Origin of the sequence: Streptomyces sp. CA-181903 (assembly GCF_050937075.1) — a bacterium.
GTDB lineage: Bacteria > Actinomycetota > Actinomycetes > Streptomycetales > Streptomycetaceae > Streptomyces.
This window is the reverse complement of the sequence record NZ_JBNJLY010000001.1, coordinates 1,902,778-1,925,120: the sequence shown is the minus strand read 5'-3', so window position 1 is coordinate 1,925,120 and position 22,343 is coordinate 1,902,778. Positions and strand designations below refer to the sequence as shown.

Below are 22,343 nucleotides of genomic sequence, written 5' to 3'. Positions count from 1 at the left end.
AGAGGGACGCGCGAGGATGGACATCGCACGGCAGGTGGTCTACATCGCGCTGTACGTCTTCCTCATCGTGCTCATCTTCCGGTTGGTGATGGATTACGTCTTCCAGTTCGCCCGCTCGTGGCAACCCGGTAAGGCGATGGTGGTCGTCCTTGAGGCCACCTACACTGTCACCGATCCGCCACTCAAGCTTCTGCGGCGGTTCATCCCGCCGCTGCGTCTCGGGGGCGTGGCGCTCGACCTGTCCTTCTTCGTACTGATGATCATCGTCTACATCCTGATCACCGTCGTGGAGCGGCTGTGAACGCGGCTGTGAACGATACGGTCTTGCCGATTGCCGACGACTACGTTGAGGTGAAGAAGAGATGCCGCTGAGCCCCGAGGACGTGCGGAACAAGCAGTTCACGACCGTCCGCCTCCGAGAAGGCTATGACGAGGACGAGGTCGATGCCTTTCTCGACGAGGTCGAGGCAGAACTGACCCGCCTGCTCCGGGAGAACGAGGACCTGCGCGCCAAGCTGGCGGCAGCGACCCGAGCCGCGGCGCAGAACCAGCAGCAGAACATGCGCAAGCCCGAGCCGCAGGACCAACGACCAGGTCCCGGGGCGCCGGTGCCGGCCGCCATATCCGGCCCGCAGCCGGTGCCGCCGAACCAGCAGCAGATGGGCGGCCCGCCGCAGCTTCCGGGCGGAGCCCCGCAGCTGCCGGCCGGGCCGGGCGGACACGGCCACGGTCCCCAGGGCCCGCACGGCGCGGGTCCGATGGGACAGAACCCCATGGGCCAGGGCGGCCCGATGGGTGGACCCATGGGCGGTCCCATGGGTCAGGGCGGTCCCGGCCCCATGGGCCAGGGCGGTCCGATGGGCCAGGGTGGTCCCGGCCCGATGGGTCAGGGCGGTCCGATGGGCGGCCCCGGTCCCCAGATGCAGCAGCAGGGCCAGGGCCCGGGTGGCGACAGCGCCGCCCGTGTGCTCTCGCTCGCGCAGCAGACGGCCGATCAGGCGATCGCGGAGGCCCGCTCCGAGGCCAACAAGATCGTCGGCGAGGCCCGCAGCCGCGCCGAGGGCCTGGAGCGCGACGCCCGCGCCAAGGCCGACGCGCTGGAGCGGGACGCGCAGGAGAAGCACCGCGTGGCCATGGGCTCCCTGGAGTCCGCCCGCGCCACGCTGGAGCGCAAGGTCGAAGACCTGCGCGGCTTCGAACGCGAGTACCGCACGCGGCTGAAGTCCTACCTGGAGAGCCAGCTGCGCCAGCTGGAGAACCAGGCGGACGACTCCCTCGCCCCGCCGCGCGCCACCAACGCCCCGTCGCTGCCGCCGGCCCCCTCGATGAGCGGGTCCATGGCATCGGCCGGAGCGGGCATGGGCGGTCACAGCATGGGCGGCAACTCGTCCATGGGCGGCGGCCACGGCCAGTCCTCGGGCAACCCGTCGTACGGCGGGCAGCAGCAGATGTCGCCCGCGATGACGCAGCCGATGGCTCCGGTCCGGCCGCAGGGACCGCAGCCGATGCAGGCGCCTTCGCCGATGCGTGGGTTCCTCATCGACGAGGACGACAACTGACGGCGGCGGGCCGCTGCCGCTGAGCGGTGGTCGTCGCAATCACTATGGGCCGGGCCCCGGGGATATCCCCGGGCCCGGCCCGTTGTCGTGTGCTTGTATGCTGATCGGCAGCGCCGGGGTGTGTAGTTCAGTAGGTGGAACGCCTCGATGGCATCTAGGAAGACGGCGGTTCGATTCCGTCCCGCTCCGGCGCGTTCGCTTTGGTGGAAGGGTGGGGCCCCGGTCCTGCCCTTTCGCCGTTTCCTGGGGCTGACGCCCCAGACCCCGAAATCGCGCTCCGCGCGGTTGTCCTCAAACTCCCCCAGAGGGGGCACCCCCAACGGGCTGAATCAGCCCGTCCGGCGTTTGAGGACAGCGCCCGCAGGGCGCTTTGGGGGTGTGGGGGCTCGCCCCTGCAAGAAACGGGAAGGGGCGGGGCTGGGGAAAATCCCCGGCCCCGCCCCTTTTCGGGCGGCTACGCCTTGCGCAGACGGAACGTCAGGGACAGAGGCTCGTCCGTGAACGGCTCGCCGAACGAGCCGTCCGCCTCGCCGGAGGCGAAGTCCGTCGCGAGGACCTCGTCCGCGATGAGGGAGGAGTGGTCGGCCAGGGCCGTCCGTACCTCCTCGTCAGCCGACTGCCAGCGCAGGGCGATCCGGTCGGCCACGTCGAGGCCGGAGTTCTTGCGGGCCTCCTGGATGAGGCGGATCGCGTCGCGGGCCAGGCCCGCGCGGCGCAGGTCCGGGGTGATCTCCAGGTCGAGGGCGACCGTGGCGCCGGAGTCGGAGGCGACGGACCAGCCCTCGCGCGGCGTCTCGGTGATGATGACCTCGTCGGGGGTCAGCGTCACGGTCTCGCCGTCGACCTCCACCGCCGCGTTGCCCTCGCGCAGAGCCAGGGACAGTGCCGCCGCGTCGGCCGCGGCGATGGCCTTGGCCACCGCCTGGACGCCCTTGCCGAACCGCTTGCCGAGGGCGCGGAAGTTGGCCTTCGCCGTGGTGTCGACGAGGGAGCCGCCGACCTCGGAGAGGGAGGCGAGGGAGGAGACGTTGAGCTCCTCGGCGATCTGGGCGCGCAGCTCCTCGCCGAGCGTCTCGAAGCCGGCCGCCGCGACCAGCGCGCGGGACAGCGGCTGGCGCGTCTTGACGCCGGACTCGGCGCGGGTGGCGCGGCCGAGCTCGACCAGGCGGCGGACCAGGAGCATCTGGCGCGACAGTTCCGGGTCGATCAGCGTCGTGTCGGCCGTCGGCCAGGTGGACAGGTGGACCGACTCCGGGGCCTCCGGGTCGACCGGGACGACCAGGTCCTGCCAGACGCGCTCGGTGATGAAGGGGACCAGAGGGGCCATCAGGCGGGTGACCGTCTCGACGACCTCGTGGAGGGTGCGCAGCGCGGCCGCGTCGCCCTGCCAGAAGCGGCGGCGGGACCGGCGGACGTACCAGTTGGACAGGTCGTCGACGAACGCGGACAGCAGCTTGCCGGCGCGCTGGGTGTCGTACGCCTCCAGGGCCTGGGTGACCTGGTCGGTGAGCGTGTTGAGCTCGCCGAGCAGCCAGCGGTCCAGCAGCGGGCGGTCGGCCGGGGCCGGGTCGGCGGCCGAGGGGGCCCAGCCGGCGGTGCGGGCGTAGAGGGCCTGGAAGGCGACCGTGTTCCAGTAGGTCAGGAGGGTCTTCCTCACCACCTCCTGGATCGTGCCGTGGCCTACGCGGCGCGCCGCCCACGGGGAGCCGCCGGCCGCCATGAACCAGCGGACCGCGTCCGCGCCGTGCTGGTCCATCAGCGGGATCGGCTGGAGGATGTTGCCGAGGTGCTTGGACATCTTCCGGCCGTCCTCGGCGAGGATGTGGCCCAGGCAGACGACGTTCTCGTACGACGACTTGTCGAAGACGAGGGTGCCGACGGCCATCAGGGTGTAGAACCAGCCGCGGGTCTGGTCGATGGCCTCCGAGATGAACTGCGCCGGGTAGCGCTTCTCGAAGAGCTCCTTGTTCTTGTACGGGTAGCCCCACTGGGCGAACGGCATGGAGCCCGAGTCGTACCAGGCGTCGATGACCTCGGGCACCCGGACGGCGGTGTGCGCGCAGCCCTCGGCGGTGCACGGGAAGGTGACGTCGTCGATGTACGGGCGGTGCGGGTCGAGGCCGCTCTGGTCGGTGCCGGTGAGCTCGGTGAGCTCGGCGAGGGAGCCGACGCAGGTGAGGTGGTCGTCCTCGCAGCGCCAGATGGGCAGCGGGGTGCCCCAGTAGCGGTTGCGGGAGAGCGCCCAGTCGATGTTGTTGTTCAGCCAGTCGCCGAAGCGGCCGTGCTTGACCGAGTCCGGGAACCAGTTGGTCTTCTCGTTCTCCGCGAGCAGCTTGTCCTTGACGGCCGTGGTGCGGATGTACCAGGACGGCTGTGCGTAGTAGAGGAGCGCGGTGTGGCAGCGCCAGCAGTGCGGGTAGCTGTGCTCGTACGCCACGTGCTTGAAGAGGAGGCCGCGCGCGCCGAGGTCGGCGGTGAGGGCCTCGTCGGCCTTCTTGAAGAACTGGCCGCCGACGAGCGGCAGTCCCTCCTCGAACGTGCCGTCGGCGCGGACCGGGTTGACCACCGGCAGGCCGTAGGCGCGGCAGGTGCGGAGGTCGTCCTCACCGAAGGCCGGGGCCTGGTGGACGATGCCGGTGCCGTCCTCCGTCGTCACGTACTCGGCGTTGACGACGTAGTGGGCGGCGTCCGGGAACTCGACCAGGTCGAAGGGGCGGCGGTACGTCCAGCGCTCCATCTCGCGGCCGGTGAAGCGCTGGTCCGTGGCCGTCCAGCCCTCGCCGAGGGCCTTCTCGAGGAGCGGTTCGGCGACGACGAGCTTCTCGTTGCCGTCGGTCGCCACGACGTAGGTGACGTCCGGGTGGGCGGCGGCGGCCGTGTTGGAGACCAGCGTCCACGGCGTCGTCGTCCAGACGAGCAGGGCGGCCTTGCCGGCGAGCGGGCCGGAGGTGAGCGGGAAGCGGACGAAGACGGACGGGTCGACGACCGTCTCGTAGCCCTGCGCCAGCTCGTGGTCGGACAGGCCGGTGCCGCAGCGGGGGCACCAGGGGGCCACGCGGTGGTCCTGGACCAGCAGGCCCTTGTTGAAGATCTCCTTCAGCGACCACCAGACGGACTGCACGTAGTCCGGGTCCATGGTGCGGTAGGCGTCGTCCAGGTCCACCCAGTAGCCCATGCGGGTGGTGAGCTCGGTGAACGCGTCGGTGTGCCGGGTGACGGACTCGCGGCACTTGGCGTTGAACTCGGCGATGCCGTACGCCTCGATGTCCTGCTTGCCGGAGAAGCCCAGCTCCTTCTCGACGGCCAGCTCGACGGGCAGGCCGTGGCAGTCCCAGCCCGCCTTGCGGCCCACGTGGTAGCCCTGCATGGTGCGGAAGCGGGGGAAGACGTCCTTGAAGACGCGGGCCTCGATGTGGTGCGCGCCCGGCATGCCGTTGGCGGTCGGCGGGCCCTCGTAGAAGACCCACTCGGGGCGGCCCTCGGACTGGGCCAGGGTGCGGGCGAAGACCTTCCGCTCCTGCCAGAAGTCGAGCACGGCGCGTTCGAGCGCGGGCAGGTCGACCTGGGCGGGTACGGAACGGTACTGGGGCGCGGGGCTCTTGGGGCTCGCGGAACTCATCGGTGGCTACCTCCGGCTGGACGGTTGTGCGCTGTCCGTCGGAGGGACGAGAGCCGTTGTCCGTACTCCCGCGGTACCACCCTCCTTGGCCGCAGGCGCGTGCCTCCGGCCCCCTCATTGGGGTCGCGATGCCGGTTCTACTCGCCCGGGGCGTGTGCTGCCCTGCCCCTGGCTTTCCTCCGGCGGCTCCGGGGTGATCTTCACACCGCGCACGCCTCCGGGCTCGCACCGTCCCCGGATCGCTGATGGCTGCGTGCGGCGCTACTCGTCCCATCCACGCCTTTCGCTGCGCCCAGTGTACGGGGCGCGGGCGGGCCGGGCCGACCGGATATTCCGTCCGGCGCCGGGCGGGCGCGCCCGCGGGTTACAGGGCCGGGCGCGGGGCACACGGGTCGGCACCGGCGTGCCCCGTTGCCGCGTGCTCCGAGCCGATTTATCGTTCCCGCACGATTCGCGCGCAAGATCATAAAATGTGAAGGGGTCGCGGTCATGGCGGAGAAGTCCTCGACAGGGACCGCGGCGCGGGGGCCTGCCGGCCGGGTGGGACGGGCGGGATGGGTGGGACGGGTGGGACGGGACCGTCGGGGTGGTGGGGTCCGCCGGGTGCGCCTTGTCCGGCGTGGCGGGGTGCTGTGATGGCGGGAGCGGCCGGTACGAAGACGGGGAAGTCGGCGAAGGCGGGGAAGACTACGACGTCGGCGACGTCGGCGACGTCGGCGAAGCCGGTGAAAGCGGGGAAGAAGGCTCCGGCGAAGAGTGCTGCGGCGAAGAGTGCTTCGGCTGGGAAGGCTTCGGCCAAGGCTTCCGTGAAGACGGCCTCGGCCGGGAAGGTACCCGCCAAGAAGACGGCGACGAAGACCGTTGCGAAGGACGTGGCCAAGGGCGCGTCGGGGCCCGAGCAGGCGGCGGTTCGCGGCGCGGCGGGGAGGGCGGCGGCTTCTCCTGCGAAGAAGACGGCCGGGAAGGCGGGCGGGGAGACGGTTGGGAAGGCGGCGGTGAAGAAGGCGCCCGCCAAGGGGCGGCCGGGAAGGCATCCGCGAGTGGAACCTCGGCTGACAAGACGGCCGCCGGGAAGTCGCCGGCAGCGAAGACGGCAGCGAAGACGGCAGCAGTGAAGACGGCTGCGAAGAGGGCAACGAAGTCGGCTGCGGAGAAGGGCGCCGTGAAGGCGCCCGCTGCCGAGTCCGCCGCTGGGAAAACGGCGAAGGCCCGGGCCGGCGCGGATGCCTCCGTAGGGAAGGCCGCGGCGAAGAGGGCCGAATCCAAGGCGGCGCCGGCGAAGGAGACTGCGCCGGCGAGGGAGACCGCGGCGAAGAAGGCCGTGCCGGAGAAGGCCGAGCCCAAGGCGGCGTCGGCCAAGAAGGCGGCGTCGGTGAAGAAGGCGGCTTCGGCCAAGAAGGCCGCGTCGAAGAAGGCCGCGGGCAAACCGACGGCGAAGGAAGCGGTGGCGGAGAAGGCCGCGTCCGCCGCGGCGGTCGCCGGGAAAGCCGCGGGCGGTGCTGCCGCCGGCAAGGCCGTGCCCGCGAAGAGCGTCGCGTCGCCGCACCGGACGCGGTTGTCGGGGCGGCCCGCTCCGGCCGTGGCGCGAAAGGCGCCCCCGGTGAAGACGGGGGCCGTGGGAGAGGGGATCGTCGTCGCGGGGGACGCGCCGGCGGGTACCAGCGAGGAGACGGGAGTCGGAACCGTGGCTGCGAAGAAGACCGTGGGCGAGGTGCCAAGTGCGGCGAAGGTGCCGGGAGCGCGGGCTGACGGGGCCGTCGCGCCCGGTGAGCTGGCCGTGCGGCCGGGGGAGGAGCCCTGGTCGCAGGGGGAGGTGGACGAGGCACGGACCGTGCTGGAGGGCGAGGTGGCGCGGCTGCGGGGGGAGATCCGGTCCGCCGAGGAGGCGGTCAGCGGACTGATGCGGGACTCCGGGGACGGGGCCGGCGACGACCAGGCGGACACGGGCACCAAGAACATCGCCCGCGAGCACGAGCTCGCCCTCGCCGCCAACGCCCGCGAGATGCTCGACCAGACCGAGCGGGCGCTCGTCCGGCTGGACGCCGGTACGTACGGCCTCTGCGAGAGCTGCGGGAGGCCGATCGGCAAGGCCAGGATGCAGGCGTTTCCCCGGGCCACGCTGTGTGTCGAGTGCAAGCAGCGCCAGGAACGTCGCTGACCCGGCGCGGGTGGTGTGCCGTACCCTCGTCCTCATCCGGGCAGTGCACCCGGAGCCCATCAGACACAGCAGTGCACGGCACTGTCATGACCGGTGGTGGGTGACGCGCGGAAGCGAAGGACTCACGTGACAGAGGCGGAGCAGGCCGGACGGCCCACCGGTACGCCGGAGGGCACCGACGTGACCGGGGGGACGACGGGCGGCGACGGCGCGGCACGGGGCGGGCGCCGGCTCGTGGCGCTGTTCTCGGTCGCCGCCTTCGCCTACCTCCTCGACCTGTCCAGCAAGATGCTCGTGGTGGCGAAGCTGGAGCACCACGACCCGATCGAGGTGTTCGGCACCTGGCTGCAGCTGGACGTGATCCGCAACCGCGGGGCCGCGTTCAGCCTCGGGGAGACGATGACCATCGTCTTCACGATCATCGCCTCGGCGGTCATCCTGGTGATCGCCCGGATCGCCCGGAAGCTGTACAGCCTGCCCTGGGCCATCGCGCTGGGCCTGCTGCTGGGCGGCGCGCTGGGCAACCTCACCGACCGGCTGTTCCGTTCGCCCGGCGGGTTCGAGGGCGGGGTGGTGGACTTCATCGCCCCGGCCCACTTCGCCGTCTTCAACCTCGCCGACTCGGCGATCGTCTGCGGCGGTTTCCTGATCGTGATCCTGTCCTTCCGGGGGCTGGATCCGGACGGGACCGTCCACCAGGACTGACCCCGGATCCGGCGGCCTCGGCCCGGGCTGTCGTACGGCGGTGGGTCACCCGTCCGGCATACTCGACGGGTGAGCACGATTCCCGAGATCCGCGCCCTGCCCGTACCCGACGGCCTGGAGGGCGAGCGCGTCGACGCCGCCATCGCACGCATGTTCGGGTTCTCTCGTACCAAGGCGGCCGAGCTCGCCGCCGCGGGCAAGGTCCAGGTGGACGGGGCCGAGGCCGGGAAGTCCGACCGCGTCAGCGGCGGCGCCTGGCTGGAGGTCGAGATGCCGGCGCCGCCCGCGCCGGTGCAGATCGTCGCGGAGCCCGTCGAGGGCATGGAGATCGTCCACGACGACGAGGACATCGTCGTCATCGTCAAGCCGGTCGGCGTAGCCGCGCATCCCAGCCCCGGCTGGACCGGCCCCACCGTCATCGGCGGCCTGGCCGCCGCCGGCTACCGGATCTCCACCTCGGGCGCGGCCGAGCGCCAGGGCATCGTGCACCGGCTGGACGTCGGCACGTCCGGCCTGATGGTCGTCGCCAAATCCGAGCGCGCCTACACCCTGCTCAAGCAGCAGTTCCGCGAGCGCACCGTCGACAAGCGCTACCACACGCTCGTCCAGGGCCACCCGGACCCGATGAGCGGCACCATCGACGCGCCCATCGGCCGGCACCCGAACCACGACTACAAGTGGGCCGTGACCGCCGAGGGCAAGCCCTCGGTGACCCACTACGACCTCATCGAGGCGTTCCGCGCCGCCAGCCTCCTCGACGTGAAGCTGGAGACCGGCCGCACCCACCAGATCCGGGTGCACATGGCCGCCCACCGGCACCCCTGCGTCGGCGACCTGACGTACGGCGCCGACCCGACGCTCGCCAAGCGGCTGCGGCTCACCCGCCAGTGGCTGCACGCCGTCCGGCTGGGCTTCGAGCACCCGTCGGACGGGCGCTGGGTGGAGTTCGCCAGCGAGTACCCCGAGGACCTGCGGCGCGCCCTCGAGACCGTGCGCGCCGAGAGCGCGTGAGCGGAATCCCCGCCCGGGTCCCCGCCCAGGTGCGGGTCGTCGCCGGGCCGGGGGAGCTGGAGGACTGCTTCGCGGTGCGCCGCGAGGTGTTCGTGGGGGAGCAGAACATCCCCGAGGCGGAGGAGCTGGACGCCTATGACGTCCACGCCGTCCACCTGCTGGCCACCGGCCCGTCCGGGCCGGTCGGCACCGTCCGCTTCCTGCACGGTGCGCCCGCCCGCCGCAAGTACGCCCACGCGGGCGTGGCGGACGACCTGACGGCCGTGCTCGGCCGGCTGGCCGTGGGCCGGGCCGCGCGCGGCACCGGGCTGGGCGCCGCCCTGGTCCGGGCCGTCGAGGAAGAGGCGCGGCGGCTGGGCCTCGCCCGCGTCTACCTGGAGGCTCAGACGCACGCGCTGGGCTTCTACGAGCGGCTGGGCTACGCGGCATACGGGCCGGAGTTCGACGAGGGGAGCGGGATACCGCATCGGGCGATGAGCAAGATGCTCTGACCTTCGGGGGCTCTGGGACGTCCGCGATGTCCGCAGTGTTTGGGGCCGTCGCCTTCTCCGCGTTCTCTGGGACCTTCTGGGCCTTCGGGGTCTCCGCGTCGCTTTCCGCGTGGACCGTCGTCGGCACCCCGGGGCCGCCTGACGAGCCGCTTCATGGCACGCTGGGGTGAACGACTGTTCCCCCATGCGCCCCGGAGGGCACTCGTGGACCAGCTGGCCCTGCTGTTCGTGCTGCTGCTCGGGGCGCTCGTCACGGTGCCGCTGGGCGACCGGCTCGGCCTGCCCTCCCCGGTGCTGATGACGCTGGGCGGCATCGTCCTCGCCCTGCTGCCGTTCGTACCGAACGTCGACGTCCCGCCGGAGTTCATCCTCCCGCTGGTCCTGCCGCCCCTGCTCTACGCGTCCGCGCAGCGCACCTCCTGGCGGCAGTTCGCGGCCAACAAGCGGCCGATCTTCCTGCTGGCCGTCGCGCTGGTCTTCGTCACCACCTCGGCGGTCGCCGCCGTGGCCCACGCGATCGTGCCGGGGATCTCGCTCGCCGCGGCCGTGGCCCTGGGCGCGCTCGTCGCCCCGCCCGACCCCGTCGCCGCCACGGCCGTCGCCGGCTCCATAGGGCTGCCGCGCCGCCTGGTGTCGATCCTGGAGGGCGAGGGGCTCTTCAACGACGTGACCGCCATCGTGCTCTACCACGTGGCCGTCGCCGCGGCCGTCAGCGGCAGCTTCTCGGTGCCGAGGGCCATCGGCGAGCTGGTGTTCTCCGCCGTGGTGGCGCTCGGCGTCGGCCTGCTGCTCGGCTGGGGGGCCAAGCGGCTGATGGACGTCCTCGGCGACGCGACGCTCCAGATCGGGCTCACGCTGCTGGTGCCGTTCGTCTCCTACGTCCTCGCGGAGGAGTTCAAGGGCTCCGGGGTGCTCGCGGTGCTGACCACCGCGCTCTTCCTCGCCGAGTTCGCGAGCGACGCGGACGACGTCCTGGGGCGGCTGGCCGGGCACACCTTCTGGGAGGTCGTCGACACCCTCGTCACCGGCGTGGCCTTCGGCCTCGTCGGCCTCGAACTGCACAACGCCGTTGAAACCGCCTCGGGCCGCTGGGGCGAGATGCTCGGCATCGGGGGCATCGTCCTCGCCGTCGTGGTCGTCGTACGGCTGGCGTGGCTGCTGCCCGCCGCGTGGCTGGCCAAGCGGCTGCACAAGGGCCGCGACGTCGACGAGGAGATCCTGACCAGCTGGCGGGAGACCCTCGTGATGTGGTGGTCCGGGATGCGCGGCGTGGCCTCCGCGGCGCTCGCCCTGGCCATTCCGCTGACCACCGACGACAAATCGGCCTTTCCGGCCCGGGACGAGATCCTCTTCATCGCCTTCGCCGTCATCATCGGCACCCTCGTCGTCCAAGGGCTGACGCTGCCCTGGCTCGTCGACCTGCTCGGGGTGCGCGCCGACACCGACTGGACCCGCGAGCTGGAGCGGCAGCTCGCCATCCGCGCCGCCAAGGCGGCCCGGCACCGGCTGCTGGAGATCGAGCAGCAGGAGGAGCTCTCCGAGGACCTGCGGGAGATGCTCCACCGGCGCGCCTACGACGTGGGCGCCCGCATCAGCCCCGAAATGGTCGACGACGAACGGCGCGAGGCGCACTCCCAGCGCGTCCAGCGGATGCACACCATCCAGCGCATCCAGTCCGAGCTGCTCTCGGCGGCGCGGCACGCGGTCCTCGACGCGCGGAGCGAGCCGTGGATGGACCCGGAGGTGGTGGACCGGGTGCTGCGGCAGCTGGACATGCGGTCGTTGCGGGGGATGTGAGCCGCTTCGGCGGTCGGACGGTCGGACGGTCGGACGGTCGGACGGTCGGACGGTCGGACGGTCGGGCGGTCGGGCGGTCGGGCGGTCGGGCGGTCGGGCGGGCGGTTGGGCGGTCAGGCGGTCGGGCGGGGCTGCGGTGCGGCCGGGGCGGGCCGGGTGGTCGGGTCGGCCTGCGCGCCCGTCCGGCCGTGACGGCGGTCGGCTCAGACCGGGCCCGGGCCCGGGCCGATGTCACCCGACGTGGGCGGCGTCTGCCGGCGGTCCGGCGTCTCGGCCGGGCCCGGCGCGGGCGCGGTGCTGAGGCGCGGCAGCGCGTACGGGTGCTTCCGGCGCAGCCATTCGACCAGCTGCTCGCGGACCAGGCAGCGCAGCGTCCAGATGTCGTCGGCGTCCTTGGCGGTCACCAGGGCCCGCACCTGGATGGTGGTGGGGGTGGTGTCCGTGACGACGAGGCTCCAGGCCCGGCCGTCCCACTGCCGGCTGCCCTTGACCACCTCGTGCAGCCGCTCCCGCATGAGGTCGATGGGGGCGGAGTGGTCCAGGTGGAAGAAGACCGTGCCGGTCATCCGGGGGTTGCCGCGCGACCAGTTCTCGAAGGGGCGGCTGGTGAAGTACGAGACCGGCATGGTGATGCGGCGCTCGTCCCAGGTGGTGACCACCAGGTAGGTGAGCGTTATCTCCTCGACCGTGCCCCACTCGCCGTTCACCACCACGGTGTCGCCGATGCGCACCATGTCGCCGAACGCTATCTGCAGGCCCGCGAAGAGGTTGCCGAGCGTGGACTGGGCGGCCACACCGGCCACGATGCCGATCAGACCGGCGGAGGCCAGGACGGACGTGCCGACCGTCCGCATGCCCGGGAAGGTCAGCAGCATCGCCGCCACCGCGACGACACAGACGGCCGCCGTGACGATGCGGCGGATCAGCGTCACCTGGGTGCGGACCCGGCGCATCCGGGCCGGGTCGCGGCTGCCGGCCGCGTAGCGCGCGTACGCCGACTCCACGACGGCCGTGGCCAGCCGCGTCGCGAGCCAGGCACAGGCCCCGATGAGCACCAGGGTGAGCAGCCTGGTCAGCAGGGCCTCGTGCTTGTCGGACAGCTCGGCCGACTCGTAGCCGCCGCGCAGCAGGGCCGTGCACAGCACCAGCCGCAGGGGCATCCGGCAGCGGCGCAGCAGGCGCCACAAGGGGGCTTCCGAATGCCGTTCGGCGATCCGGCGAACCGTTTTGTCGGCGGCCCAGCCCACCACGACCGTGATGACCAGGGCAGCGCCGAGAACCGCGAGAGGCCGCAGCACGTCCTCCATGAGCACCAGCTCCTTCCGGCGTCCTTGCCGGGCGCGCGCTCCTCCTTTCGACCGTAGCTGGCACGATGGAGGCCACGCGATCCAGCCCTGCAAGGAAGTGACTCCGGTGCCGTCTCCTACCACGATCATCCTGTTCCATTCGGCCTACGGTCTGCGACCGGCCGTACACGCGGCCGCCGAGCGGCTGCGCGGCGCGGGGTACGAGGTGCACGTACCCGACCTCTACGAGGGGCGGACGGCGGACACCGTCGAGGACGGCATGGTCCTCAAGGACGAGATCGGGCGGGAGGAACTGCTGCGGCGGGCGATCACGGCGGCGGCGCCGCTGTCCGAGCGGGGGCTCGTCTACGCCGGGTTCTCACTGGGCGGGTCGATCGCGCAGAACCTGGCCCTGGGGGACGAGAAGGCCCGCGGGCTGCTGCTCTTCCACGGGACGTCGGATCTGGCGGAGGACGCGGCGGTGGACGAGCTGCCCGTGCAGCTGCATGTGGCGGATCCCGACCCGTTTGAGCCGCATGACTGGCTGAACGCCTGGTACCTGCGGATGGGGCGGGCGGGGGCGGAGGTGGAGGTGCACCGGTATCAGGGGGCCGGGCACTTGTTCACGGACCCGGACCTGGACGATTTCGACGCGGAGGCGTCGGAGCGGGCTTGGCGGGCGGCGCTCGCGTTTGTCGCGGAGCTGTAGGAGTCCCTGTCCCGCCCCTTCGCCGTTTCCTGGGCTGCGCCCCAGACCCCCTTTTCGCGGCTTCGCCGCTCGTCCTCAAACTCCCCCAGAGGGGGTACCCCCAACGGGCTGAATCAGCCCGTCCGGCGAAGCGTGCTTCGGGGGCGTGGGGGCGCAGCCCCCGCGAGAAACGGCGAAGGGGTCGGACCGGGGCGCCCCGCCGCGTCAGCGCTCAGCGCACCGGCGCGTTCACCCGCTCCACCCGCTGGCTCCCGGACAGCGTGCGGTACGACCGCTCCCACGACGACGTCGCCTTCGGGTCGCGCTTGTCGGAGAGGACGTAGTAGTCCATCTGCGCGCGCTCGGCGGTGACGTCGAGGACGCCGTAGCCGTGCGAGTCCATGTCGACCCACTTCACGTGCCGGTTGGCGGCCTTGATGGCGGCGACGGCCGGGAGCGAGACCGTGTGCGGGAGGACGTGGAGGGTGTCGTCGAGGTTGTCGGCGGTGACCGAGGTGACGACGAACTCGGTGGCGACCGAGCGGGAGACCGGGTACGTCGCGGCCGTCTCCGGCACGTCGTTGGCCCACGCCATGTGGATGTCGCCGGTGAGGAAGACGGTGTTGCCGATGCCGTGGCCGGTGAGGTGGCCGAGGAGTTCGCGGCGGTCGTGGGTGTAGCCGTCCCACTGGTCGGTGTTGGCGGCGATGCCCTCCTCGGGCAGGCCCAGCAGCTTGGCGAGCGGCTTGAGGAGGTGGGCGGGCATGGCGCCGAAGGCCAGCGGGGACATCATCACCGGGTTGCCGACGAGCCGCCAGGTGGTGTCGGAGGCGGCCAGGCCGTCCTTGAGCCAGTCGAGCTGGGCGCGGCCGGTGAGGGTCCGGGACGGGTCGTCCACCGCGCCGCTGCCCGCCTTGACCTGCTCCGAGCGGAACGAGCGCAGGTCCAGCAGGTGCAGGTCGGCGAGGCGGCCGAAGCGGAGCCGGCGGTAGGTGGTGCCCTCGATGGAGGGGCGCACGGGCATCCACTCGAAGTACGCCTTCTTCGCCGCCGCGACGCGGTCCTTCCATTCGCCCTCGGCGCCAGGCGTGTGGTTGACGGCTCCGCCGGACCAGGCGTTGTCGGCGAACTCGTGGTCGTCCCAGATGGCGACGAACGGCAGCGCCGCGTGCAGGGCCTGGAGGTCGGGGTCCGTCTTGTGACAGCCGTGCCGGGTGCGGTAGTCGGCGAGCGTGATGATCTCGTGTCTGGGCTCGTGCGGGCGGACGACGTACTTGGCGGCCGGGTACTCGCCCGACTTGTACTCGTAGAGGTAGTCGCCGAGGTGCAGCACCGCGTCCAGGTCGCGGCGGGCGGCGAGGTGGCGGTAGGCGGAGAAGTGGCCCGACTCCCAGTTGGCGCAGGAGACCACGCCGAAGCGGAGGCCGTCCGCCTGGACGTCGGGGGCGGGTGCGGTGCGCGTCCGGCCGGTGGGGGAGTGGACCTCGCCCGAACTTCCGGCGTCGGGGCCGCCGGTGACCGTGAACCGGTAGAAGTAGTCGGTGCCGGGCCGCAGTCCGCGCACGTCGGCCTTGACCGTGTGGTCGCCGGCGGCGGACGCGGTGACCGTGCCGGAGGCGACGACCCGGCCGAACCCGGCGTCCTCGGCGACCTGCCAGCTCACCTGGACGGCCGGGCCGAGCCCGGACCCGGGCACGGCCTCCGGGACCGGGGTCACCCGGGTCCACAGCAGGATGCCGTCGGGCAGCGGGTCGCCGGAGGCGACACCGTGCAGGAAGGCGGGGGCCGACGCCGTCTTCTCGGCACGGCCCGCGGCGGGGGCGGCACCGGCCGCACGAGCGGCCGGGGCGACGGCGAGGGGCAGCAGCGCGGCGGTGGCCGCCGCGCCGGTGACGGCTGCGCGGCGGGATATCGGGGGACGTGGGTTCACGGGCGCTTACTTTAACGCCGTTCGCACATATGGGCGGACGTCTCGTCAGGAGTTCGCCCGCTTAACCCCGCGCGGTTGCCTCGAATTCACGCCGGATTCCGCGCGCCGTCGGGGGCCGCCGGGGAGGCGGACGGCCGCTTGGCCGTCCGCCTCCCTCGACGCGGGGCCGGCCGCTACTTCTTGCGCGGGCCGAATTCCTTGTCCATGACCCCGTCGTACAGCTCCTTGGCCGCGGGCGGGACCGGGCCGTTGGGTCCCTCCACGGTGAGGGGCTTGTCACCGTGCAGGAGGCTCGGGGTGCCGTTCACGCCGTTCTTGCCGAAGAGCTTGCCCATCTCCAGGGCCCAGCGGTCGTAGACGTGGTCCTTGACGCTCTTCTCGAACTTCGTGTTGCCCTTCAGGGCCGGGACCTGCTGGGCTATGTCGATGAGGTGCTGGTCGTCGGCGAAGGCGTCGTCCCGCTCGTCCGGGTGGTTCTTCTTGGAGTAGAGGGCTTCCTTGAAGTCGAGGAAGGCGTCCGGGCTGACGTTCAGGGCGGCGCCCAGGGCGCTGACGGCGTTCTTGGAGCCGTCGCCCATGAGCTGGCGGTCGAGGAAGTTGACCATGACGTAGCGGACCTTGAACCGCCCGTCCTTCATGTCCTGACGGACGGTCGAGCCGACGGCCTGCTCGAAGTCCGAGCACATGGGGCAGCGCGGGTCCTCGTAGATGGTCAGGGTTTCCTTGGCACTCTTCTGGCCGATGACGATCTCGTTGCCGTTCTCGCCGGTGGTGTTGGCGGGCTTGACGAGCGTCTTCTCGGAGGCGGCCTTCCAGTGGTCGCTGGTGCCGTCGTTCATCTTGGTGACCGCGACGACCACACCGGCCGTGATCGCCAGGACTCCCACCACGGCCGCGCCGACGATGAGTTGGCGCTTGGTCTTGTCCTTCTTGGCCTGGCGCTCGCGCTCGGCGCGCAGCCGTTCGCGCGCGGCCTGCTTGTTCTGGGCGTTGTTGCGGTTGCTCATGATGTCCTCTCACGGGACGTACGAAGGTCGGGACGGTTCGCTCAGGCGGTGAGTGCCCGGGGCGGTCCACGACGTACGACGGAGTGGACGAGCAGGGGAAGCGCGCGAGGGCGCAGGGTGTCGCGGGACGGGCGTGCCGTCACGGCCGACGGGTCGGGTGCCGTGCCCGTCGCGATGGCCAGCAGCAGCGGGCGGAAGGCGAAGGCGGCCACCGCGCGGAGCAGTCGGGCGAGGGCCACTTCGCCGCGGTGGAGCCAGGCGGCGGCCAGCATGCCGACAGCGATGTGCAGGGCCAACAACAGCCACGGCACCGCCGAGTTCAGCGCGTCCGCCGGCGGGGTCTGGCCCGTCGTGAGGTGGGCCAGGGGGGTGCCGACGTCGCCGCCGCGGCAGACCAGGTCGATGCCCATCGAGCGCAGCGGGCCCGCGACCGGGCCGCCCGCCGCGCCGTAGCAGGCGTGCTGGCCGGTGGTGAAGACCGTGTCGGCGGCCAGTTCCAGCGGGACGAGGAGGGCGGCTATGTGCCCGTAGCCGCGCTCGCGGCCGGCCAGGGCGTAGGCGAGGGCGAAGAAGGCGGCCGACAGGGCGGCGACCGTGGACACCGGGAGCGGCATCCGGGAGAGGAGGACGTGGGAGGCGGACGACAGGGTGACGCACACCGCGGTGAACAGCGCGGCGCGCAGCGCCCGCAACCGAACTCCCGTCCCCTCCATAACCGGGAAGTGTGCCATGACACGCCGTAATTGTCGTGTCAAGATTCGGCATCTTCCGGCGGGGACGGGAGCCGCGCCGCGCGGGCTACTTCAGGCGCGCGTCGACCGCCTGGCGGAACTGCTCGGCGGTCATCGGAGCGCCCTTGCCCTGGGGGGTGTCCACCGTGAGCTTCTCACCGTCCAGCTTGATCGTCGGCGTTCCGGTCACGTCCTTGTGGCTGTCGAACTCGTCGGACATCTCCAGCGCCCACTTGTCGAAGGTGCCGTCCTTGACGTTCTTCTCGAACTTGGCGTTGCCCTTCAGGGCGGGGACCTGCTGGGCGATCTTCAGCAGGGTGTCGTCGTTCGCGAAGGCGTCCTTGGTCTCCTCGGGGTGGTTGGCCTTGGAGTAGAGGGCCTTGTTGTAGGCGGAGAACGCCTCGGGGCTGACGTCGAGGGCCGCGCCGACGGCGCTGAGCGCGTTCTTGGCGCCGGTGCCGCCCATGCCGCGGTCGAGGAAGGCGCCGATGTGGTACCTGACCTTGAACGTGCCGGCCTTGACGTCCTTGTCGATGGTGTCGCCGACGTTCTGCTCGAAGACCGAGCAGACCGGGCAGCGCATGTCCTGGTAGATCTCCAGGGTGTGCTTGGCGTTCTTGTCGCCGATGACGATCTCGGTGCCCTTGTCGCCCGCGGTGTTGGCCGGCTTGACGAGGGTCTTCTTGGCGGCGGCCTCCCACGCGGAGTCCTTGCCGTCGCCGCCGAGCTGTGACACGGCCACGCCGATGCCGGCCGCGAGGGCGAGGACGCCGACGACCGCGCCGCCGACGAGGAGCTGGCGGCGGGTCCGCTCCTTCTTCGCCTGCTGCTCGCGCTCGGCGCGCAGCCGCTCGCGGGCGGACTGCTTGTTCTCCCAGTTGTTGCGCTTGCTCATGGTGCTGCTTCTCCGTGGTGTGGCTGCGGGGGGTTTCCGGTCAGGCGGTGGCGGCCCGGGCCGGGGGGCCGCGGCGGATGACGGAGTGGAGGAGCAGGGGGCGTGCGCCGGGGCGGTGGAGGTAGGGCGCGGGGCGCGTGGGGGCGGGTCCCGGAGCGGCCGGGGTGGTGCGGGCCGTGGCCAGGCGCAGCGGACGGAAGGCGGCGGCGCCGGCGGCGCGTACCAGCCGGCCGAGCGCCGCCTCGCCGCGGGCGAGCCAGGCGGCGGCCAGCAGGCCGGCCGCCAGGTGTCCGGCGAGCACCAGCCAGGGGACGGTGCCGGGGCCGGCGAACCGGGCCAGCGGGCCGCCCACCCCGCCTCCGCCGCAGATCAGGGTGAGGGCGCCGGGCAGGGGTCGGTCGGCGGGGTCGTAGCAGGCGTGCTGGCCGGTGGTGAAGACGGTGGAGGCGGCCAGTTCCAGGGGGACCAGGAGGGCGGCGGTGCGCCCGTACCCCCGCTCGCGTCCGTACAGCGCCCAGGCCGCGGCGTAGACGCCCGCCGCCACCGCGGCCACGACGGCCGCCGGGAGCTGCCGGCCGGACAGCAGGACGTGGGAGGAGGTGGACAGCAGCACGCACAGCGCCGTGAACAGGGCCGCCCGCAGGGCCCGCGGCGGTGCTGCCGATATGTCCATATGACGAGTCTGGCACGTTCTGCGGTAAGCGCTGCCTAAAGGGTGATTATGTGGCAATTATCGAATGAGTGTTTGAGGAGCCGTCCGGGGTGCGGGTGGCTTCCCGGGCGCGCCGTGGCGTCCGAGGCGGCCCGGTAACCTTCAAGACTGCCGAGTTCCCCTTTTCCTCACCCGCCCCCATCCGTCCCGCCGGAGGTCCTCCACCGTGAGCAAGCCGCCCTTCACGCACCTGCACGTCCACACCCAGTACTCGCTGCTGGACGGCGCCGCGCGGCTGAAGGACATGTTCGCCGCCTGCAAGGACATGGGCATGACGCACATCGCCATGTCCGACCACGGCAACCTGCACGGCGCCTACGACTTCTTCCACCAGGCGAAGAAGGCCGAGATCACCCCGATCATCGGCATCGAGGCGTACGTCGCGCCCGAGTCCCGGCGGAACAAGCGGCGCATCCAGTGGGGCCAGCCGCACCAGAAGCGGGACGACGTGTCCGGTTCGGGTGGTTACACGCACAAGACGATCTGGGCGGCGGACGTCACCGGCCTGCACAACCTCTTCCGGCTGTCCTCCGACGCCTACGCCGAGGGCTGGCTGACCAAGTGGCCCCGGATGGACAAGGAGACCATCGCCCAGTGGTCGGAGGGCCTGATCGCCTCCACCGGCTGCCCGTCGGGCGAGGTGCAGACCCGGCTCCGCCTCGGCCAGTTCGACGAGGCGATCAAGGCGGCCTCGGACTACAAGGACATCTTCGGCGAGGGCCGGTACTTCCTGGAGCTGATGGACCACGGCATCGAGATCGAGCGCCGGGTCCGCGACGGCCTGCTGGAGATCGGCAAGAAGCTGGGCATCCCGCCGCTGGTCACCAACGACTCCCACTACACGTACGCGCACGAGGCCGCGGCCCACGACGCCCTGCTCTGCATCCAGACCGGCAAGAACCTCTCCGACCCGGACCGCTTCCGGTTCGACGGCTCGGGCTACTACCTGAAGTCCACGGAGGAGATGTACGCCATCGACTCCTCGGACGCCTGGCAGGAGGGCTGCGCCAACACCCGCCTGGTCGCGGAGCAGATCAACGTCGAGGGCATGTTCACGGCCAAGAACCTCATGCCCAAGTTCGACATCCCCGAGGGCTACACCGAGGTCACCTGGTTCCGCGAGGAGACCATGCGGGGCATGCACCGCCGCTTCCCCGGCGGCATCCCCGAGGACCGCATGAAGCAGGTCGAGTACGAGATGGACACGATCATCTCGATGGGCTTCCCGGGCTACTTCCTCGTGGTCGCCGACTTCATCATGTGGGCCAAGAAGCAGGGCATCGCCGTCGGCCCCGGCCGAGGCTCCGCGGCCGGCTCGATCGTCGCGTACGCGCTGGGCATCACCGACCTCGACCCCATCCCGCACGGCCTGATCTTCGAGCGGTTCCTCAACCCCGAGCGCATCTCGATGCCCGATGTCGACATCGACTTCGACGAGCGCCGGCGCTCCGAGGTGATCCGGTACGTCACCGAGAAGTACGGCGCCGACAAGGTCGCCATGATCGGCACCTACGGCACCATCAAGGCCAAGAACGCGATCAAGGACTCGGCCCGCGTCCTCGGCTACCCGTACGCCATGGGCGACCGCATCACCAAGGCCATGCCCGCCGACGTCCTCGGCAAGGGCATCCCGCTCTCCGGCATCACCGACCCCAACCACCCCCGCTACAGCGAGGCGGGCGAGGTCCGGGCGATGTACGAGAACGAGCCGGACGTCAAGAAGGTCATCGACACCGCGATGGGCGTCGAGGGCCTGGTCCGCCAGATGGGTGTGCACGCGGCCGGCGTGATCATGTCCAGCGAGACGATCACCGACCACGTCCCGGTCTGGGTGAGGCACTCCGACGGCGTCACCATCACCCAGTGGGACTACCCGAGCTGTGAGTCGCTCGGCCTGCTGAAGATGGACTTCCTCGGCCTGCGCAACCTCACGATCATGGACGACGCCGTCAAGATGGTGAAGGCCAACAAGGGGATCGACATCGATCTCCTGAGCCTGCCGCTCGACGACCCCACGACCTTCGAACTGCTCCAGCGCGGTGACACCCTCGGCGTCTTCCAGTTCGACGGCGGGCCCATGCGGTCCCTGCTGCGGCTGATGAAGCCCGACAACTTCGAAGACATCTCCGCCGTGTCCGCCCTGTACCGGCCGGGCCCGATGGGCATGAACTCGCACACCAACTACGCGCTGCGGAAGAACGGCCAGCAGGAGATCACCCCGATCCACCCGGAGCTGGAGGAGCCGCTCCAGGAGGTCCTGGCGGTCACCCACGGCCTGATCGTCTACCAGGAGCAGGTCCAGAAGGCCGCCCAGATCATCGCCGGGTACTCGCTCGGCGAGGCCGACATCCTCCGACGCGTCATGGGCAAGAAGAAGCCCGAGGAGCTGGCGAAGAACTTCGTCCTCTTCCAGAAGGGCGCGCGGGAGAAGGGCTACTCCGACGAGGCCATCCAGGCGCTCTGGGACGTGCTGGTCCCGTTCGCCGGCTACGCGTTCAACAAGGCGCACTCCGCCGCGTACGGCCTGGTGTCCTACTGGACCGCCTACCTCAAGGCCAACCACCCGGCCGAGTACATGGCGGCGCTGCTCACCTCCGTCAAGGACGACAAGGACAAGTCCGCGACGTACCTCAACGAGTGCCGCCGCATGGGCATCAAGGTGCTCCCGCCGAACGTCAACGAGTCCGAGGCCAACTTCGCCGCCCAGGGTGACGACGTGATCCTCTTCGGCCTCACCGCCGTCCGCAACGTCGGCGCCAACGTCGTCGACTCGATCATCCGCTGCCGCAAGTCCAAGGGGAAGTACACCTCGTTCCCCGACTTCCTGGACAAGGTCGAGGCGGTCGTCTGCAACAAGCGCACCGTCGAATCGCTGATCAAGGCCGGTGCGTTCGACGAGATGGGGCACACCCGCAAGGGCCTCACCGCGCACTACGAGCCGATGATCGACAACGTGGTGCAGGTCAAGCGCAAGGAGGCCGAGGGGCAGTTCGACCTCTTCGGCGGCATGGGCGAGGAGGACAGCAGCGAGCCCGGGTTCGGGCTGGACGTGGAGTTCTCCGACGTCGAGTGGGAGAAGTCGTACCTCCTCGCGCAGGAGCGCGAGATGCTCGGCCTCTACGTCTCCGACCACCCGCTCTTCGGCATCGAGCACGTCCTCAACGACAAGGCCGACGCCGGGATCAGCCAGCTCACCGGCGGCGACTACTCCGACGGCGCGATCGTCACCATCGGCGGCATCATCTCCGGCCTCCAGCGGAAGATGACCAAGCAGGGCAACGCCTGGGCCATCGCCACCGTCGAGGACCTGGCCGGCTCCATCGACTGCATGTTCTTCCCCGCCACCTACCAGCTGGTCTCCACCCAGCTCGTCGAGGACGCCGTCGTCTTCGTCAAGGGCCGGCTGGACAAGCGGGAGGACATTCCGCGGCTGGTCGCCATGGAGCTGATGGTCCCCGACCTGTCCAACGCGGGGACGAACGCCCCCGTGATCATCTCCATCCCGACGGTGAAGGTCACCCCGCCGCTGGTCGAGCGGCTCGGCCAGGTGCTCACCCACCACCGGGGCTCCACCGAGGTGCGCATCAAGCTCCAGGGCGCGCGCAAGACGACCGTGCTGCGGCTGGACCGGCACCGGGTCAACCCCGACCCCGCCCTGTTCGGCGACCTGAAGCAGCTCCTCGGGCCGTCCTGCCTGGCGGGCTGAGGGTCTTATACGACGGAGGGCGCGCCCGCTTGCCGCGGGCGCGCCCTC

Annotated in this window: 16 protein-coding genes; 9 read left to right on the top strand and 7 right to left on the bottom strand. The window is 71.2% G+C overall.

Translation table 11 applies throughout. The features are described 5' to 3' along the window. The first annotated feature begins 16 nt into the window (after positions 1 to 16). Both ACQEVS_RS08360 and ACQEVS_RS08355 read left to right on the top strand, forming a co-directional pair. Entirely contained in the window at positions 17 to 301 is a 285-nt protein-coding gene (locus ACQEVS_RS08360) for a YggT family protein (RefSeq protein WP_004955828.1), read from the top strand. A 61-nt stretch (positions 302 to 362) separates the two neighbouring features. Then, on the top strand, positions 363 to 1,559 hold the full coding sequence (locus ACQEVS_RS08355) for a DivIVA domain-containing protein (RefSeq protein WP_433017353.1): 1,197 nt from the start codon (positions 363 to 365) through the stop codon (positions 1,557 to 1,559). 454 nt (positions 1,560 to 2,013) lie between these two features. Here the strand turns inward: ACQEVS_RS08355 and ileS are convergent, their stop codons facing one another. Then, positions 2,014 to 5,178, bottom strand: coding sequence for an isoleucine--tRNA ligase (ileS, locus tag ACQEVS_RS08350; protein ID WP_433017350.1), 3,165 nt, complete (start codon positions 5,176 to 5,178; stop codon positions 2,014 to 2,016). Positions 5,179 to 5,797: 619 nt separating this feature from the next. Here ileS and ACQEVS_RS08345 point away from each other — a divergent pair. The 5 genes from ACQEVS_RS08345 to ACQEVS_RS08325 all read left to right on the top strand — a co-directional run bounded on the left by ACQEVS_RS08345 (position 5,798) and on the right by ACQEVS_RS08325 (position 11,340). Further along, the gene (locus ACQEVS_RS08345; protein WP_433027377.1) at positions 5,798 to 7,336 is read left to right on the top strand and encodes a TraR/DksA C4-type zinc finger protein; all 1,539 of its coding nucleotides are present in this window, start codon (positions 5,798 to 5,800) and stop codon (positions 7,334 to 7,336) included. Between the two features lie 126 nt (positions 7,337 to 7,462). Next, positions 7,463 to 8,041: a signal peptidase II gene (lspA, locus tag ACQEVS_RS08340; protein WP_433017347.1), complete on the top strand. Its 579-nt coding sequence runs from the start codon at positions 7,463 to 7,465 to the stop codon at positions 8,039 to 8,041. 69 nt (positions 8,042 to 8,110) lie between these two features. Continuing rightward, complete coding sequence (locus ACQEVS_RS08335; protein WP_433017344.1) at positions 8,111 to 9,052, top strand: RluA family pseudouridine synthase; 942 nt, start codon at positions 8,111 to 8,113, stop codon at positions 9,050 to 9,052. Beyond that, on the top strand, positions 9,049 to 9,543 hold the full coding sequence (locus ACQEVS_RS08330) for a GNAT family N-acetyltransferase (RefSeq protein WP_433017341.1): 495 nt from the start codon (positions 9,049 to 9,051) through the stop codon (positions 9,541 to 9,543). Before ACQEVS_RS08335 ends, ACQEVS_RS08330 begins: the two co-directional genes overlap by 4 nt. A gap of 204 nt (positions 9,544 to 9,747) precedes the next feature. After that, a complete protein-coding gene (locus tag ACQEVS_RS08325; protein WP_433017338.1) occupies positions 9,748 to 11,340 on the top strand; it encodes a Na+/H+ antiporter in 1,593 nt (530 codons plus the stop codon). 203 nt (positions 11,341 to 11,543) lie between these two features. On the opposite strand, the gene ACQEVS_RS08320 is transcribed toward ACQEVS_RS08325, so the two are convergent. Then, a complete protein-coding gene (locus tag ACQEVS_RS08320) occupies positions 11,544 to 12,647 on the bottom strand; it encodes a mechanosensitive ion channel family protein (protein WP_433017335.1) in 1,104 nt (367 codons plus the stop codon). Positions 12,648 to 12,753: 106 nt separating this feature from the next. Here ACQEVS_RS08320 and ACQEVS_RS08315 point away from each other — a divergent pair, with 106 nt between their 5' ends. Next, on the top strand, positions 12,754 to 13,335 hold the full coding sequence (locus ACQEVS_RS08315) for a dienelactone hydrolase family protein (RefSeq protein ID WP_433017332.1): 582 nt from the start codon (positions 12,754 to 12,756) through the stop codon (positions 13,333 to 13,335). A 211-nt stretch (positions 13,336 to 13,546) separates the two neighbouring features. Here the strand turns inward: ACQEVS_RS08315 and ACQEVS_RS08310 are convergent, their stop codons facing one another. From ACQEVS_RS08310 to ACQEVS_RS08290, 5 genes are all read right to left on the bottom strand, one after another. Then, positions 13,547 to 15,244 (bottom strand): alkaline phosphatase D family protein, encoded by a 1,698-nt coding sequence (locus ACQEVS_RS08310; protein ID WP_433017329.1) that lies wholly within the window; start codon positions 15,242 to 15,244, stop codon positions 13,547 to 13,549. A gap of 173 nt (positions 15,245 to 15,417) precedes the next feature. Further along, the gene (locus tag ACQEVS_RS08305) at positions 15,418 to 16,251 is read right to left on the bottom strand and encodes a thioredoxin domain-containing protein (RefSeq protein WP_433017326.1); all 834 of its coding nucleotides are present in this window, start codon (positions 16,249 to 16,251) and stop codon (positions 15,418 to 15,420) included. 41 nt (positions 16,252 to 16,292) lie between these two features. After that, positions 16,293 to 16,982, bottom strand: coding sequence for a hypothetical protein (locus ACQEVS_RS08300; RefSeq protein ID WP_433017323.1), 690 nt, complete (start codon positions 16,980 to 16,982; stop codon positions 16,293 to 16,295). Positions 16,983 to 17,049: 67 nt separating this feature from the next. Beyond that, a complete protein-coding gene (locus tag ACQEVS_RS08295) occupies positions 17,050 to 17,877 on the bottom strand; it encodes a thioredoxin domain-containing protein (protein WP_433017320.1) in 828 nt (275 codons plus the stop codon). A gap of 40 nt (positions 17,878 to 17,917) precedes the next feature. Next, on the bottom strand, positions 17,918 to 18,550 hold the full coding sequence (locus ACQEVS_RS08290; RefSeq protein WP_433017317.1) for a hypothetical protein: 633 nt from the start codon (positions 18,548 to 18,550) through the stop codon (positions 17,918 to 17,920). 205 nt (positions 18,551 to 18,755) lie between these two features. Between ACQEVS_RS08290 and dnaE the strand changes: the two genes are divergently transcribed. Beyond that, positions 18,756 to 22,295 carry a DNA polymerase III subunit alpha gene (gene dnaE / locus ACQEVS_RS08285; RefSeq protein WP_433017314.1) on the top strand — a complete coding sequence of 1,180 codons (3,540 nt, stop codon included), beginning with the start codon at positions 18,756 to 18,758 and terminating at the stop codon, positions 22,293 to 22,295. Positions 22,296 to 22,343 lie beyond the last annotated feature (48 nt).

Coding starts and splice junctions, on each gene's coding strand:
- ACQEVS_RS08360 (WP_004955828.1), top strand. CDS start 17: ATGGACATCGCACGGCAGGTGGTCTACATCGCGCTGTACGTCTTCCTC.
- ACQEVS_RS08355 (WP_433017353.1), top strand. CDS start 363: ATGCCGCTGAGCCCCGAGGACGTGCGGAACAAGCAGTTCACGACCGTC.
- ileS (WP_433017350.1), bottom strand. CDS start 5,178: ATGAGTTCCGCGAGCCCCAAGAGCCCCGCGCCCCAGTACCGTTCCGTA.
- ACQEVS_RS08320 (WP_433017335.1), bottom strand. CDS start 12,647: ATGGAGGACGTGCTGCGGCCTCTCGCGGTTCTCGGCGCTGCCCTGGTC.
- ACQEVS_RS08305 (WP_433017326.1), bottom strand. CDS start 16,251: ATGAGCAACCGCAACAACGCCCAGAACAAGCAGGCCGCGCGCGAACGG.
- ACQEVS_RS08300 (WP_433017323.1), bottom strand. CDS start 16,982: ATGGCACACTTCCCGGTTATGGAGGGGACGGGAGTTCGGTTGCGGGCG.
- ACQEVS_RS08295 (WP_433017320.1), bottom strand. CDS start 17,877: ATGAGCAAGCGCAACAACTGGGAGAACAAGCAGTCCGCCCGCGAGCGG.
- ACQEVS_RS08290 (WP_433017317.1), bottom strand. CDS start 18,550: ATGGACATATCGGCAGCACCGCCGCGGGCCCTGCGGGCGGCCCTGTTC.